A 14,669-nucleotide genomic window follows, 5' to 3' on the forward strand; every position below is an offset into this window, starting at 1 on the left:
ACCATAACGGCCGGAAGCAGCAGCTGCTTCCGGTTTTTATGATGCAGCGGAGAGGGGATTTTAAAGGATTTGAAGACCGCGGGCTGGTAGGCGCCCGCCTCTGCTTGGAACCGTTTGTTGGTTCTGGCAGCGGGGCAGCGCAGGGCGGTGCCGGTGGAAGGTGGTTTGGTTTTGAGGAAGTGGACGTTTTCCGGCAGTAACGAACCTTCTGTGCCGGTTACGGACGTTTCAGCAGGAGAAGTGATACATTTTTATAGAAGCGGACGTCCATGCCTCAGTTACGAACGTCGAGTCCCTGCTTACGAACGTTTCCCAGCGGGTTACGATACATTACACCGCGGGAAGTGGACGTTTTTTCGGGACGTCCAAGAAAAAAACGTAGAGAACATCCACCTGCAGCCAGGCCCGCTGCCTCTCTGACAGGACCGCCTGCAGTTCTAATAAAAAGCGGAAAAGACGCTGCCGTCTTTTCCGCTCCGTCTGCCTTCCACTCTCCAGGCGGAAGGACGTTATTCTTCTATCTCCTCCAGAAGGTCGTTTTCTTCGAGGATCTCCCGGAGGAGAAACAGGAGATCGTAGTAAAGGTGAAGGGATACGAGAAGATGGGGGCGGCCGGTCCGCTTTCCGCTTTCTTCCGGGATAAGGCCGCGCGTGACGCCGGTGGCGAGCGAAAAGCTTCCCGGCGGAAGGTCTTCCACCGCTTCCGGTGTGACGAGCAGAACGTGGCCCCCGTTCTCCAGAATGTTTTCAGTCAGCGGGCGGATGCTTTCCGCGCTGTCAGCAAACAGCCACACCATCTCCATCGGTCCGGCGTCTTCGGCACTGGTGAGGCGGACGGCACCGGGGAGCGGGTCGGCTCCGTCGAAAGCCTGGGCCTCGATCCCTTTCAGTTCGCCGGTGCCGTGGAGAAAGAACCTGCCGCCGGCGGCGATGCTCTGGGCAGCTGCGCGCGCGGCGTCCTCCATCGTTTCCTCCTGATCAGCTGTTTTCTCGAGCAGGCCGCGGAGCTGGGTCATAAAGATTTTATTCATGAGGATTCCTCCTTAAAACAGGTGTCGGGGAAAGTGTAGCAGGTGGAAAAAGAAAAAGCACGGAAGATGTCGAACGGAAAAGATTGAATTCGACCACTTTCTTCCTTATCATGGTAAATACAGTATGTGCGACTATCAGAAGGTACGAGGGAAGGGGTAAAGAATGAGCGAAAAGCTGCTTGTAGTAGACGATCAGTTTGGTATCCGTGTCCTGTTAAAGGAAGTATTCGAAAAAGATGGATACGAAACATATGAAGCGGCCAACGGTCAGAAGGCCCTGCAGATCCTGGAATCGGAGCATCCGGATCTCGTGCTTCTGGATATGAAAATTCCAGGAATGGACGGCATTGAAATTCTCCGGGAAATGCGCCAGCGGGAAATGAAAACGGACGTTTTCCTTATGACGGCCTATGGGGAAATGGAGCTCATTAAAGAGGCGAAAAGTCTCGGTGCGGTGACCCATTTTGCGAAGCCGTTTGATATTGATACCGTCCGGAGCCGCATCCGGGAATTTTTTGACGAAAAAGACGGCATGTAAGCGTTTGCGGCATAAATAATCGGATAATTCCGCGTGAAATCCTTCATTTCTATGCTATAATGTCCATGTGAGTTCACCTGACACAGGTTGTTCACAAACGTCCGAAACATACAAACGGACGCGTGATGCATGCATCATCGGCGTTTGTATGTTTTTGTGTGAACGGACACGTCCGGTGGGCAGAAGCACGTATATTCGAAGGAGGACTCAGCGAATGCCATTAGTGTCAATGAAAGAGATGTTGGAAACTGCAAAAGCGAACTCATACGGTGTTGGTCAGTTTAACCTGAACAACATGGAGTTTACGCAGGCGATTCTTCAGGCTGCAGAAGAAGAGAAATCCCCGGTGATTCTCGGTGTATCTGAAGGAGCGGCCAGATATATGGGCGGCTTTAAAGCAGTAGTCAAAATGGTGGAAGGCTTCATGGATGCGTACGATGTGACGGTTCCGGTTGCCATTCACCTCGACCACGGCTCCAGCTTTGAAAAGTGTGTGGAAGCTATCTACGCCGGATTTACTTCTGTTATGATCGACGGTTCCCACCACCCGCTGGAGGAAAACATCGCTCTGACAAAGAAAGTAGTGGAAGTAGCACACCTCTGCGGCGTTTCTGTAGAAGCAGAACTCGGACGCATCGGCGGACAGGAAGACGACCTTATCGTAGACGATGCAGAAGCAGCGTATGCGATTCCGGAAGAGTGCGAGCAGCTCATCAACGAGACAAACGTGGACTGCTTCGCTCCGGCGCTCGGTTCTGTACACGGCCCTTACAAAGGCGAGCCGAACCTCGGTTTTGACCGCATGGAGACGATCTCGAAGATGACAGCGGTGCCTCTCGTACTGCACGGCGGTACAGGTATCCCGACAAAAGACATCAAAAAGGCGATCTCTTTCGGTACAGCGAAGATCAACGTCAACACGGAAAATCAGATTTCTTCTGCGGCGAAAGTGCGCGAAGTACTGAACGAAAATCCGGACATGATCGACCCGCGTAAGTACCTCGGTCCGGCACGTGAAGCGATCAAAGCAACAGTGATCGGCAAAATGCGTGAATTTGGTTCTTCCGGCCAGGCAAAGTAATCGGTTGTTTTTCGGATGAAGAGAAGGGGCTGGAGGAACAGCCTCTCTCTTTGGTAAAAAAGAGAAAGCGTTATCATGCAGGCGCGGCAGGAAACCGGACGTTTCGTTAACTACGGATGGGAGGGAAAAGGAATGAAGTTTTTCATTGATTCAGCAAGCATGGAGGAAATTAAGAAAGCGGAGGCTCTCGGCGTCCTCGCCGGAGTAACGACCAATCCGTCCCTTGTTGCCAAAGAAGGAGCCGATTTCCACGAGCGGTTGAGAGAAATTACGGCGCTCGTGCCGGGATCGGTAAGCGCGGAAGTCATCGCCACAGATGCGGAAGGAATGATCCGTGAAGGACGGGAACTTGCGGCCATCGCGCCGAACATCACCGTCAAAGTACCGATGACACTGGAAGGCCTGAAAGCTGTGCGGACGTTCAGCGAATCCGGCATCCAGACAAACGTGACGCTTATTTTTTCCGCCAATCAGGCACTTCTCGCTGCGCGTGCAGGTGCGGCGTACGTGTCTCCTTTTCTCGGCCGCCTCGACGATATCGGTCAGGACGGGCTGGATCTGGTGGAGACGATCGCGGAGCTGTTTGACCGGCACGCCATCGATACCCAGATTATCGCCGCTTCCATCCGGCATCCGGTGCATGTGACAGAAGCCGCCCTCCGCGGGGCCCACATTGCCACCGTTCCCGGGAAGGTGCTCGAGCAGCTGACCCAGCATCCGCTCACGGATATCGGCCTTGAAAAGTTTTTAAGCGACTGGCAGAAAACGCAGAAGTAGGTTTTAACTTTCTTAAAAACGTGCACAGGTATCCAGAAGCTGCTTTCTCCTCGGAGGAGCCCGGCGGCCGGTACCTGTGCTGCGCTTCTTTTACCAGCCCCCACCCTCCGCTGCCATCACCGAAGACACCCCGGAAACGACATCCAGAAAAGGATCATTTCTGAAACAAGGAAGGGACGCACGTTATGGATAAATTATTAATTGAAGGCGGTCACCCGCTTCAGGGAAGGGTCTCCGTAGATGGCGCCAAAAACAGCGCCGTTGCACTGATTCCCGCCGCAATGCTTGCGGATTCCCCGGTGACAATTGACAACCTCCCGTCGATTTCCGACGTGGACATATTAAGTGCGCTTCTGGAGGAAGCAGGAGCAGAGACACATCTGGAGACCGGATCACTTACCGTGGATCCGTCCAGCATGATTCCGATGCCGCTGCCAAACGGAAGAGTGAAAAAGCTCCGCGCCTCCTATTATATGATGGGAGCGATGCTCGGCCGGTTCAACAAAGCGGTCATCGGGCTTCCCGGGGGATGCAACCTCGGCCCGCGGCCGATTGACCAGCACATTAAAGGATTTGAAGCCCTCGGAGCGAAAGTGACGAACGAACAGGGCGCGATGTACCTGCAGGCGGACAAGCTCCGCGGTGCACGGATCTACCTGGACGTCGTCAGTGTCGGAGCGACGATCAACATCATGCTCGCGGCCGTCCGGGCGGAAGGAAAAACCGTCATCGAAAACGCAGCGAAAGAACCGGAAATTATCGATGTCGCGACCCTACTGACGAACATGGGCGCAAAAATTAAAGGAGCAGGAACGAATGTCATCCGCATCGAAGGCGTCGACCAGCTTCACGGCTGCCGCCACTCGATCATCCCGGACCGGATCGAAGCCGGCACGTACATGATCTTTGCCGCTGCGGCGGGACGCGCGGTGACGATTGATAACGTCATTCCGCTTCACGTCGAATCACTCAGCTCCAAGCTCCGTGAAATGGGCGTCACCGTCGAGGCAGGAGACGACAGCATCTATATCGAACGGGCAGAGCACCTCACGCCGATCGATATTAAAACGCTCGTCTATCCCGGCTTTGCGACCGACCTCCAGCAGCCGATGACGTCGCTTCTCACCCAGGCGGACGGCGCCAGCATGGTGACCGATACGATCTACCACGCCCGGTTCAAGCATACCGATGAACTGCGCCGCATGGGTGCCGACGTCAAAGTGGACGGCCGCTCCGCGCTCATTTACGGCCCGACTGCGCTTCAGGGTGCACGCGTACGCGCGACCGACCTCCGCGCCGGCGCCGCGCTCATTGCTGCCGGACTGCTCGCAGAGGGCGTCACCGAAATCACCGACGTGCATCACATCGACCGCGGCTACGCCCGCCTCGAACAGAAGCTGAGCGGACTCGGCGCTGTCATCTGGAGAGAAGGCCTGAGCGAAGAAGAACTTCAGGAAATCGAAAACTCCTAGGGAAAATCACGCTTGCCCCTGAACCCCGGATATGCTTAGATAGAAAGTGCTGCCGGAAGCGGATGACGCCTCCGGCAGGCGCGTATCGTCATCCCCCGATCCCGGTAATCTCCCCCGGATAGTACATAATCCCAGCAGAAGCCGTACAGGCGCCACAATAATTTAAAGGTTTGGTGAAACAATATGGGTGTATCAATGCAGGAAATGGAGCACATGAAGCTCAAGGAGCTGTATGTGCTTGCCAAGGAGCACAAAGTCTCCTACTACAGTCAGCTCACGAAAAAAGAGCTTATTTTTGCGATTTTCAAGAAGCAGGCAGAAAACGAAGATCTTATGTTCATGGAAGGCATCCTGGAAATTATCCAGTCGGAAGGATTTGGCTTTCTCCGTTCGAACACATACAAACCGAGTCCACAGGACATTTACATCTCCGCCTCCCAGATCCGCCGCTTTAAGCTGCGAAACGGGGACCGCGTCTCCGGGAAAGTGCGGAAGCCAAAAGAAAACGAACGCTACTATGGACTGCTGCAGGTCGCGGCGGTAAACGGCGAAGATCCGGAAAACGCCGGCGAACGCCCGCACTTCCCACAGCTCACACCGCTCTACCCCGACCGCAAAATGACGCTGGAACAGAAGCCGAACATGGTCGCCTCCCGCGTCCTGGATATGATTTCTCCTGTCGGATTCGGTCAGCGCGGACTGATCGTCGCGCCGCCGAAAGCCGGAAAGACGCTTCTGTTAAAAGAAGTGGCCAACAGCATCGCAGAAAATCATCCCGACATGGAAATCATCGTTCTGCTGATCGACGAGCGTCCGGAGGAAGTGACGGACATGGAGCGTTCGATCAAAGGCGAAGTCGTCAGCTCCACGTTCGATGAAGTACCGGAAAACCATATCAAAACCGCCGAGCTCGTTCTCGACCGAGCGATGCGCCTCGTGGAATCGAAGAAAGATGTCGTCATTCTCATGGACAGCATCACGCGTCTCGCGCGCGCCTACAACCTCGTCATTCCGCCGAGCGGACGCACGCTCTCCGGCGGGATCGACCCGGCGAGCTTCCACCGCCCGAAGCGCTTTTTCGGTGCAGCGAGAAACATTGAAGAAGGCGGCAGCCTGACGATTCTCGCCACCGCGCTCGTGGAAACCGGTTCGCGTATGGACGACGTCATTTACGAAGAGTTTAAAGGAACGGGCAACATGGAGCTTCATCTGGACCGCCGCCTGGCCGAGCGCCGCATTTACCCGGCCATCGATATCCGCCGCTCCAGCACGCGCCGCGAAGAGCTTCTGCTTCCGCAGAAACAGATCGAAGACTTGTGGGCGATCCGCCGCACACTCAATGACCAGCCGGATTACATGGAGAAGTTTCTTAAAAAAGTCCGCGAAACGAAAACGAACGAAGAATTTTTCGCATCCTTCGATAAAGGCCGGCGTCCGGCCAAATCGACAAAATCAAACGACAGCTGATCAAAAGGCACCCGGAGCCCTGCTCCGGGTGCCTTTTCGCGCGGTTCGTGCCACGAACGATGGATTTCGTGCCATAGAGCGGAGGTGTCGTGCCAAAAACGGAGCCGGTCGTGCCAAAAGTAAAATTTCGTGCCAAACGCCGTGCGCCGCGTGCCAGAAGGCAGCTGGTTCGTGCCAGAACCGAACGGTTTCGTGCCACGACCCTCAAAACCACTAATCCACCGCCGGCCGTCACCCCGCGGCCGGCCCTTCACCTGCTCCGGAGCGGGCAGAGGGCTGCGGAGCAGCGGTTATTTGGGTTTTCTCGAATGGCACCGCGTCATTTCGCGAGCGTTTCGCGTCATCGTGAGCGTGTGCCGCGTCAAACTGGGAAGCGGGCGCGTCAGTTGAAGAACCGACCGCGTCATCAGCGCAAGACCGCGTCAAAAGCAGCTCCACGCGCGTCAATAGAACGGCGTACCGCATCAAAGCAGAGCCGTACCGCGTCAGCAGAGAAACAAAAAAGAAACCGCCGGCCAAAAATCAGGCCGGCCCTCTGCGGGAAAAATATGCCGAACCCCATTGCATTCAGCGGAAACGGTTGGTATAATCTTTCTATGTGTGAACGCCTATGCACTATCTTACTCTGTTTCGAAAGATTCAGGGCGGAAGGAGTTGAATGGACATGAAGCAGGCAATTCATCCAGAATACCGCAAAGTCGTATTTAAGGATTCGAGTACTGGTTTCACGTTCTTGAGCGGATCTACGTTAAACACGGATCAAACGATCGAGTGGGAAGACGGCAACACGTACCCACTGGTGACTGTGGAAGTTTCTTCTGATTCTCACCCTTTCTACACAGGGAAGCAGAAGTTTGCGGACGCAGGCGGCCGTGTGGACCGCTTCAAGAAGAAATACGGTATGTAAGAATTCACTTGAAACAGGCAGGATTTCCGTTCTGCCTGTTTTTTTATCGCTTTTTTGCCGAAGTGTGACAAAGGACGGTTGTCCAGCCGGCCTGCGGCGCGTAGGCTGAATGTATACATATTTCATGGAACAGGAGCGGTGCCCATGCATCTCACGCGAAAAGAAGGGTGGATCGAAGTGGTCTGCGGAAGCATGTTTTCCGGAAAATCCGAGGAACTGATCCGGCGCGTCCGGCGGGCCAGCTTCGGACGCCAGAAAATACAGGTCTTCAAACCACAGCTCGACGACCGCTACAGCGAACAGGAAGTCGTCTCCCACAACGGAACCAAAGTTTTTGCCTATCCGGTGACAGACGCCGAGGATATTTACACGCTGCTGCACAAAGATACGCAGGTCGTCGCCATTGATGAGATACAGTTTTTCGATGCCCCGATCGTCGACGTCGTCCAGACACTCGCCGATGACAACCGGCGCGTCATCTGTGCCGGACTCGATCAGGATTTCCGCGGCGAACCGTTCGGCTGCATGCCGGCGCTCATGTCACTCGCCGAAACCGTCACGAAACTTCAGGCCATCTGTCTCTCCTGCGGGTCACCTGCCAGCAGAACACAGCGGCTGATCGACGGACAGCCGGCCTCCTACAACGATCCGATTATCCTCGTCGGCGCTGATGAATCGTACGAACCGCGCTGCCGCCACTGCCATGAAGTGCCCGGCAGGCCGAAAACGACGCACGTTCACGCCGTCAATCTGGCACGAAGTGAAAACGACTAAACGGCCACAGCTCTCACCGGATGGTGGGAGTTTTTTTGTGACAATAACAGGTGAGTCGATGGATGTATTTTCCACGATCTGGTTGAAAGGGCCTCCCGGCTGAGGTACAATCAATCCGACAAACCTAAGGGGGAACGATCATGCTGAAACAGGGACTTGCCGCACTGGCACTCGGCACGGCGCTGCTCGCAGGAAGTGTACATAACGCAGACGCCGCCGAACGGGAATTAATGTTTATTATGGATACAAGGCAGTACTACGAAAACAACTCGGTGTACCTCGCCCAGGCACCGCACGAAATCATCAACGGGGTGACGTTTGTGTCCATGCGCTCCTTATCCGAGCGTCTCGGCGCAGAGCTTACATACAATCCGGCCACCCGTGCCTACACACTAGACTACCTCGGCACCACGCTCGGTTATGCTGCAGGCGCCGGGCATTTCTGGATCGATGGGGACAAAGCCTCCTTCCGAAGCGGCGAAGCCCACCTGAAAAACGGCTCGCTCATGGTGCCGCTCCGCGAAACGACCGAGGCGCTCGGCATGCGCGTCCGCCACGATAAAGGCGAAGGCAAAGTCTTTCTTAACTGGCAGACGGCACCGGAAGCCCCGGCTTCACTGGAACTGCATCTGCCGAAAACGACGTTTGCCATGGGTGAACCGATCCCGTATGAATGGAGAGCGGACGGCTTCGATCTGGACAGTGCCGATGTCACGTATACCAACAACGAACGCGGCTTTTTCACACCGGGAACGAAAACGATTCGTGCTGAGACCGTCGTAAACGGGCAGACGATCCGTGTGGAAGAGGAGATTGAGATAACCGGAGAACAGCTTTACAGCGAAGCGGAATTCGAGCGTCGTTTTTCCCGTCCGGGAGAGCTTGTTGATGTGAATGGGACGGCGGTTCTCGGGATGGAGCAGGTCGTTCCGCGCGCAGAGGCCGGGGAGCGTGTGCTTCTCCGGAGTAACAATCCGGAGCGTGTAACGGAGCCGGGGGTGTATTATGAGGATACGATCGACGGGAAGGCGAGAGTGCTGGTGCATCATGAGAATGCGCTGGACGTGCCGATGCGTCTGGAGGCTGTGGTGAAAAATCCGTCGGACGGGGAGCTTGCGGTGACGGAGACAAGGATCGGTACAGCTGGTCCGACGAAGTTTCCGAGTGCGTCCGGTCAGGCTGCCGTAGCGCGTTTTCTGGACAGCTCCCATATGAATGCGGTCGTCTACGCGCCGGGAGCAGAAGGGATCATCGGCTGGGAGCTGATCGAGAAGTGGATCGATCCGGGCATGACAGCGACGATGTATTTGGATGTGGAAACGGACGGGGAGGCGGAAGTACTCGTGCGGGCGGTGACGCAGAAGGAGCCGGAAGCGGAAACAATCGTGCCGCGTGCGGAGAAGCACACGCGGGGAACTTTCGCCGAAGGGGACCGGACACTCTTTCTGCAGGAGACTGCCGGGCGGACGCCGCAGCGTGTCGTGCTTGGTGACGGTGGCGTGGATCCTTATGTGACGGGAGTGGACGCGTATACAGGTCTTTCGGAGACGAACTTCGGCAACCGCGGTGTGCACTATACGCTTTCCGGCACCGTGGCTGAGGATACCGGCATTTTTGTCAATCCGCGCGGCGGCATTTACAGCGGAGCGTTTCTCGTAAACGGAGAGGTCGTCACCGGATCGCTGGCTTCCTCCGGAAAGGCGCTGAAGCTGTATCAGACAGGGGAGGAAGAAGAGGATGTCACGATCGAATTCATCCCGGCCTCCGGAAGCAACCTGCCGTTGCAGCTTCTGTTCCAGCCGCTCTCGGATACATCCCTTGAATAAGCGTCATGAGCTGTCCTCCGGGGCAGCTTTTTTCATGGCTGAGGTAAGCGGCGAGGCATGCTTCTTCTGAAAAAACGTTTCTCATAGGTAGGCGGCTGGAGCGCCGGGAGTCTGCGGCCGGTGGACGGGAAGTGGGAATCTGCCGGTGCGTTGTGGGAATCCGGGAGGGAGAAGCTGGACTTTTCGACTCGTTTGGGAACGACCCCCTGAGTTGTGGGACTGGCAGACGAAGTTATCGGACTCCAGGGCGCCGTTATGAGACTTTCCCCCTCCGTTATGAGACTCCGCCGCCGCTCCCCGGCAGCAGCACTTTCGTTTTTCGGATTACAGCCGGCGGTTCCAGGGGGCCGAACGCGATATAGGACTTTCCTCAAAAAAATTGATAAAAAAGATGCCTTTGGAACGAATCCTTTTTACACTGTCTGCGTCTACCCTGGTAGAACACAGCAGAGGGCCCTCCAAAAATCTGTGTCCACGTTAATCAGAGGACTGGGGGAAGTGTCAATGAAACAGGGATTATTTACAGCTGCCGCGTTTATCGCGGGGATGCTGGTCATGTTTGTGCTGCAGCAGGTGGTGTTTGCCGCAGAGGAACAGCCGGAGGTGGAGCTTCCGGTGCTGATGTACCATGATTTTCAACCGGGGAAGGCTGATTCGATTACCGTGCCGCCGGACGTGTTTGAAGAGCAGCTGGCTGCGCTTAATGAAGCAGGCTACACGAGTATCACGCTCGAAGAGATCCACGCGTACCGGGCGGAAGGAGCAGCACTTCCGGAGAAACCGGTGCTGATCACCTTCGACGACGGCTACCGCTCGAATTATGAGTATGCCTATCCGGCGCTTCAGGAAGCCGGCATGCATGCGGTCATCTTTGCGATTGCCGAAAGAAGAGAAAGCGGCGCGGACAACCACTTTACGTGGGAGGAAGCGCGGGAGATGGAAGCAGAAGGAACCGTGTCCATCCAGCATCATACATATGATATGCACTACCTGCACGAGGGTGAAACCGGCGCAGAAGAAGCGTCGCTCATCAGCCGGACGCCGGAGGAGACGGAGCTGGAATATGAAATGAGAGTCCGGGCTGATCTTGCCAAAGCGAAAGAGCTCATGGAAATGGAGCTGGATACACCGGTCACCGCTTTTTCGTTTCCGTTCGGTAAATACAACGAGTTCAGCGTCGATATTTCCCGGGAAATGGGGATGCCGCTTCTGTTCACGATTCATCCGGTCATGAACGAGCAGGAGCATCTGGAAGCCGGCATGCTGCACCGGTTTAACGTGCCGGGGGATATGAACGGAGACGAACTCATTGCGATGCTTGAAAACGAACGCCCGTAACTCGTTTTCTCAGGTACCTCTAAGGGTATAGACAAAAAGGAGGTGCTGTCATGAAGATGATCATTATCGGCGGCGACGCAGCAGGAATGAGCGCTGCCATGCAGATTGTACACAAACGAAAAGACGCAGAGATTACGGTGCTGGAGCGGGGAAACGTCTACTCCTACGCCCAGTGCGGCCTGCCTTATTACTTAAGTGATACGATTCCGGATACGGATGAGCTGATCGCGCGGTCGATTGACTTTTTCAGGGAAAAGGGGATCGATGCACGGGTGTTTCACGAAGTGACGCACGTCGATGCAGAGAAGCAGATGGTATACGGTACGAATCTGGAAAACGGGGAAGCGTTTGAGCTGCCGTACGATACGCTTCTTGCTGCATCCGGCGGAAGCCCGGATATGATACCGGTCGGCGGAGCGGAACTTGAAGGCATTCATACGATGAAGACGATTCCGGATATCGAGAAGATCAAGCAGGATTTTAAGGATAAAGAGCACATCACGATTATCGGCGCGGGCTACATTGGACTCGAGGCGGCGGAGAACCTCCGTGAAGCGGGGAAAAGTGTCCGGATTATCAACCGCTCGGACCGTCTCGGCAGCGGGTTTGATGAATACATCAGCGATGCGCTGAAAGCCGAGGCGCATGACTATGATGTGGAGCTCGTGCTGAAGGAGGACGTTCACGGCTTTGTCGATGACGGAAGCGGCCGCGTGCGCGCAGTACAGACGAACCGCGGCACGTATCAGACGGACGGTGTACTCGTCGCGGTCGGCATTACACCGAATACGTCATATTTGAACGGAACCGGCGTTCATCTGCATGCATCCGGCGCAGTGAAAGTCGACGCGTATATGCGCACGAACGTCAAAAATATTTATGCAGCGGGAGACTGCGCAACGCAGTACCACCGCGTGAAGGAAGTGGACGACTACGTTCCGCTCGGCACCCACGCGAACAAGCAGGGACGTATCGCCGGAGCGAACATTTCCGGAGAGCGGAAGACGTTCCAGGGCATGCTCGGCACGGCGATTTTCCGCTTTTTCCGGCTGACGGTCGGCCGCACCGGTATATCCATGGTCGAAGCTGAAGAGGCTGGCTTCGATGTTTCCTGTGAAACGTTCGAACCGTCGCCGATTGCCGGTTATTTCCCGGGCAATAAAGCATTCAAAATGGAAATGATTAAAGACAATCAGAGCGGCCGGCTCATCGGTCTTCAGGCAGCCGGCGTGCACGGTGTGGATAAACGTATCGATACGGCATCTGTCATGATCTACAATGAGATGACCGTCGATGACATTCAAAACCTGGATATCAGCTATGCACCGCCGTTTAATTCCACGTGGGACCCGATTCAAAAAGCGGCACGAAGATTATAAACGCACCTGCCTCCGGTCTCTGTACCGGGGGCGGTTTGCATTCCGGCCGGACAGGTTCTATACTGAAGAGAGGTATTTATAAGGAGAGGTGAAGTAAGGTGTTTGACCGCCTTCAGGCAGTAGAGGACCGGTACGATCAGCTGACAGAGTTACTGATGGACCCGGATGTAATTAATGATACGAAAAAGCTTCGTGATTATTCCAAAGAACAGTCGGATATTCAGGAAACGGTGGAAGCGTACCGCCGCTACAAAGATATTAAGCAGCAGTATGAGGACGCGAAGGAAATGCTTAATGAAAACGATCCGGAAATGAAAGAGATGGCAAAAGCTGAAATGGATGAGCTGTCCCCGCAGATTCCGGAGCTCGAGGAAAAGCTGCGTGTGCTTCTTATTCCGAAGGATCCAAACGATGATAAGAACGTCATCGTGGAAGTCCGCGGTGCAGCCGGCGGCGATGAAGCGGCGCTTTTCGCAGGCGACTTGTACCGGATGTATTCCCGGTACGCGGACCGCCAGGGATGGAAAATTGAAGTCATTGAAGCGAATGACACCGGACTCGGCGGCTTCAAGGAAGTCGTTTTCAGCGTGAACGGCAAAGGGGCATTCTCCCGGCTGAAGTATGAGAACGGGGCCCACCGCGTACAGCGTGTACCGTCGACCGAATCCGGCGGACGGATTCATACGTCGACTGCGACCGTTGCGGTACTCCCGGAAGCGGAGGAAGTGGAAGTGGATATCCACGAGAAGGATATCCGTGTCGATACGTTTGCCTCCAGCGGACCGGGCGGGCAGAGCGTCAACACGACGATGTCTGCCGTACGCCTGACGCACGTGCCTACAGGGACCGTCGTGTCCTGTCAGGACGAAAAATCGCAGATTAAAAACAAAGAGAAAGCGATGAAAGTTCTCCGTGCCCGGATCTACGACAAGTTTCAGCGTGAAGCGCAGGCGGAGTACGACGAGCACCGGAAATCGGCTGTCGGCTCCGGCGACCGCTCCGAGCGGATCCGCACGTATAACTTTCCACAGAGCCGCGTCACCGATCACCGCATCGGCCTGACGCTGCAGAAGCTCGATCAAATTCTCGAAGGCGGACTGGATGAAGTGATCGACCCGCTCATCATTGAAGAGCAGTCCCGCCTCATGCAGAATGCGGAGTAAGCAGATGATCGTACAGGAAGCCCTGAACCGGGCTTCTTCTTTTTTGGAAGAAGCCGGATATGAGAAGGAAATTGCCTATATTCTGCTCGCGCACCATACCGGATGGAGCCGGGCACGCCTCTATGCCGAGCTCCGATCACCGCTCCCGTCTGACATAGAAGCGCCCTATTTCCGCGATGTAGAAAAAGCGTGCAGCCACATACCGGTTCAGCATTTAACCGGTACCGAGATGTTTTACGGCCGGCCGTTTCACGTCAACAAACATGTGCTGATCCCGAGACCGGAGACAGAGGAGCTGATCGAAGCCGTGCTCCGGCACGTTCCGGCAGAAGAGCCGTCCATTGTGGATATCGGTACAGGAAGCGGGATCATCGCCTGTACGCTGGCGCTGGAAATTCCGGGAGCTTCGGTGACAGCTGTCGATATATCGGAAAAAGCGCTTGAAACCGCGGAGAAAAACGCGGCCGAACTCGGCGCCTGCGTCACGTTTTCTCACGGCGATCTTTTGGAGCCGGTCCGCGGACCTGTGGATATCGTCGTCTCCAACCCGCCGTATATTCCAGCAGGCGACCGCCTGTGGATGAAAGAAAACGTCACCGGCCATGAGCCGGAAGGGGCTTTGTTTGCCGGAGACGACGGGCTGGATATATACCGGAGGCTCTCCGAGGTGCTTCCGGAATACGTAAAAAAACCCGGTCTTGCCGCGTTTGAAATCGGGCACGACCAGGGTAAAGCAGTAGCAGACTTGATGAATCGTTCTTTTCCACAGGCTGCAGTCGACGTGCATAAAGACATGAACGGAAACGAACGGGTTGTCCTCATTCATGTTCCCCCCGGTGGATAACTTTTCTCGTCTTCCACAGACTTATGCACAGAAATGAAGGGAGTTATCCCCTGTTTTTGTGGATAAGTTCTT

Annotated in this window: 14 protein-coding genes; 13 read left to right on the top strand and 1 reads right to left on the bottom strand. The window is 55.3% G+C overall.

Annotation, left to right across the window (positions count from 1 at the left end; translation table 11 throughout):
* Positions 1-38: 38 nt before the first annotated feature.
* The gene (locus C6I21_RS16455) at positions 39-200 is read left to right on the top strand and encodes a hypothetical protein (RefSeq protein ID WP_181186158.1); all 162 of its coding nucleotides are present in this window, start codon (positions 39-41) and stop codon (positions 198-200) included.
* A 309-nt stretch (positions 201-509) separates the two neighbouring features.
* Here C6I21_RS16455 and C6I21_RS07510 read toward each other — a convergent pair whose 3' ends face one another.
* Positions 510-1,031 carry a DUF2529 family protein gene (locus C6I21_RS07510; RefSeq protein WP_105958839.1) on the bottom strand — a complete coding sequence of 174 codons (522 nt, stop codon included), beginning with the start codon at positions 1,029-1,031 and terminating at the stop codon, positions 510-512.
* A 163-nt stretch (positions 1,032-1,194) separates the two neighbouring features.
* Here C6I21_RS07510 and C6I21_RS07515 point away from each other — a divergent pair, with 163 nt between their 5' ends.
* The 12 genes from C6I21_RS07515 (at position 1,195) to prmC (ending at position 14,597) form a co-directional block, all read left to right on the top strand.
* Positions 1,195-1,569, top strand: coding sequence for a response regulator (locus C6I21_RS07515; protein WP_105958840.1), 375 nt, complete (start codon positions 1,195-1,197; stop codon positions 1,567-1,569).
* 214 nt (positions 1,570-1,783) lie between these two features.
* Entirely contained in the window at positions 1,784-2,650 is an 867-nt protein-coding gene (fba, locus tag C6I21_RS07520; protein ID WP_105958841.1) for a class II fructose-1,6-bisphosphate aldolase, read from the top strand.
* A gap of 132 nt (positions 2,651-2,782) precedes the next feature.
* Positions 2,783-3,427, top strand: a complete 645-nt coding sequence (fsa, locus tag C6I21_RS07525) for a fructose-6-phosphate aldolase (RefSeq protein ID WP_105958979.1) — start codon at positions 2,783-2,785, stop codon at positions 3,425-3,427.
* A 185-nt stretch (positions 3,428-3,612) separates the two neighbouring features.
* Positions 3,613-4,899, top strand: coding sequence for a UDP-N-acetylglucosamine 1-carboxyvinyltransferase (locus C6I21_RS07530; protein WP_105958842.1), 1,287 nt, complete (start codon positions 3,613-3,615; stop codon positions 4,897-4,899).
* A gap of 183 nt (positions 4,900-5,082) precedes the next feature.
* Positions 5,083-6,366, top strand: coding sequence for a transcription termination factor Rho (gene rho, locus C6I21_RS07535; RefSeq protein ID WP_105958843.1), 1,284 nt, complete (start codon positions 5,083-5,085; stop codon positions 6,364-6,366).
* A 664-nt stretch (positions 6,367-7,030) separates the two neighbouring features.
* Positions 7,031-7,273, top strand: a complete 243-nt coding sequence (locus tag C6I21_RS07540; RefSeq protein ID WP_105958844.1) for a type B 50S ribosomal protein L31 — start codon at positions 7,031-7,033, stop codon at positions 7,271-7,273.
* A 144-nt stretch (positions 7,274-7,417) separates the two neighbouring features.
* Entirely contained in the window at positions 7,418-8,047 is a 630-nt protein-coding gene (locus tag C6I21_RS07545) for a thymidine kinase (protein WP_105958845.1), read from the top strand.
* A gap of 140 nt (positions 8,048-8,187) precedes the next feature.
* Complete coding sequence (locus tag C6I21_RS07550) at positions 8,188-9,873, top strand: copper amine oxidase N-terminal domain-containing protein (RefSeq protein ID WP_105958846.1); 1,686 nt, start codon at positions 8,188-8,190, stop codon at positions 9,871-9,873.
* A gap of 504 nt (positions 9,874-10,377) precedes the next feature.
* Positions 10,378-11,211 (top strand): polysaccharide deacetylase family protein, encoded by an 834-nt coding sequence (locus C6I21_RS07555; RefSeq protein WP_181186159.1) that lies wholly within the window; start codon positions 10,378-10,380, stop codon positions 11,209-11,211.
* Positions 11,212-11,261: 50 nt separating this feature from the next.
* A complete protein-coding gene (locus tag C6I21_RS07560) occupies positions 11,262-12,590 on the top strand; it encodes an FAD-dependent oxidoreductase (RefSeq protein WP_105958848.1) in 1,329 nt (442 codons plus the stop codon).
* Positions 12,591-12,688: 98 nt separating this feature from the next.
* Positions 12,689-13,753, top strand: a complete 1,065-nt coding sequence (prfA, locus tag C6I21_RS07565) for a peptide chain release factor 1 (protein WP_105958849.1) — start codon at positions 12,689-12,691, stop codon at positions 13,751-13,753.
* 4 nt (positions 13,754-13,757) lie between these two features.
* Positions 13,758-14,597: a peptide chain release factor N(5)-glutamine methyltransferase gene (gene prmC / locus C6I21_RS07570; protein ID WP_245411568.1), complete on the top strand. Its 840-nt coding sequence runs from the start codon at positions 13,758-13,760 to the stop codon at positions 14,595-14,597.
* The last annotated feature ends 72 nt before the right edge of the window (positions 14,598-14,669 follow it).

The organism is Alkalicoccus urumqiensis (assembly GCF_002993335.1).
Lineage (GTDB): Bacteria > Bacillota > Bacilli > Bacillales > Salisediminibacteriaceae > Alkalicoccus > Alkalicoccus urumqiensis.

Coding starts and splice junctions, on each gene's coding strand:
- C6I21_RS07515 (WP_105958840.1), top strand. CDS start 1,195: ATGAGCGAAAAGCTGCTTGTAGTAGACGATCAGTTTGGTATCCGTGTC.
- prmC (WP_245411568.1), top strand. CDS start 13,758: ATGATCGTACAGGAAGCCCTGAACCGGGCTTCTTCTTTTTTGGAAGAA.
- C6I21_RS07510 (WP_105958839.1), bottom strand. CDS start 1,031: ATGAATAAAATCTTTATGACCCAGCTCCGCGGCCTGCTCGAGAAAACA.
- C6I21_RS07550 (WP_105958846.1), top strand. CDS start 8,188: ATGCTGAAACAGGGACTTGCCGCACTGGCACTCGGCACGGCGCTGCTC.
- fsa (WP_105958979.1), top strand. CDS start 2,783: ATGAAGTTTTTCATTGATTCAGCAAGCATGGAGGAAATTAAGAAAGCG.
- C6I21_RS16455 (WP_181186158.1), top strand. CDS start 39: ATGATGCAGCGGAGAGGGGATTTTAAAGGATTTGAAGACCGCGGGCTG.
- fba (WP_105958841.1), top strand. CDS start 1,784: ATGCCATTAGTGTCAATGAAAGAGATGTTGGAAACTGCAAAAGCGAAC.
- C6I21_RS07530 (WP_105958842.1), top strand. CDS start 3,613: ATGGATAAATTATTAATTGAAGGCGGTCACCCGCTTCAGGGAAGGGTC.
- C6I21_RS07545 (WP_105958845.1), top strand. CDS start 7,418: ATGCATCTCACGCGAAAAGAAGGGTGGATCGAAGTGGTCTGCGGAAGC.
- C6I21_RS07560 (WP_105958848.1), top strand. CDS start 11,262: ATGAAGATGATCATTATCGGCGGCGACGCAGCAGGAATGAGCGCTGCC.
- C6I21_RS07555 (WP_181186159.1), top strand. CDS start 10,378: ATGAAACAGGGATTATTTACAGCTGCCGCGTTTATCGCGGGGATGCTG.
- C6I21_RS07540 (WP_105958844.1), top strand. CDS start 7,031: ATGAAGCAGGCAATTCATCCAGAATACCGCAAAGTCGTATTTAAGGAT.
- rho (WP_105958843.1), top strand. CDS start 5,083: ATGGGTGTATCAATGCAGGAAATGGAGCACATGAAGCTCAAGGAGCTG.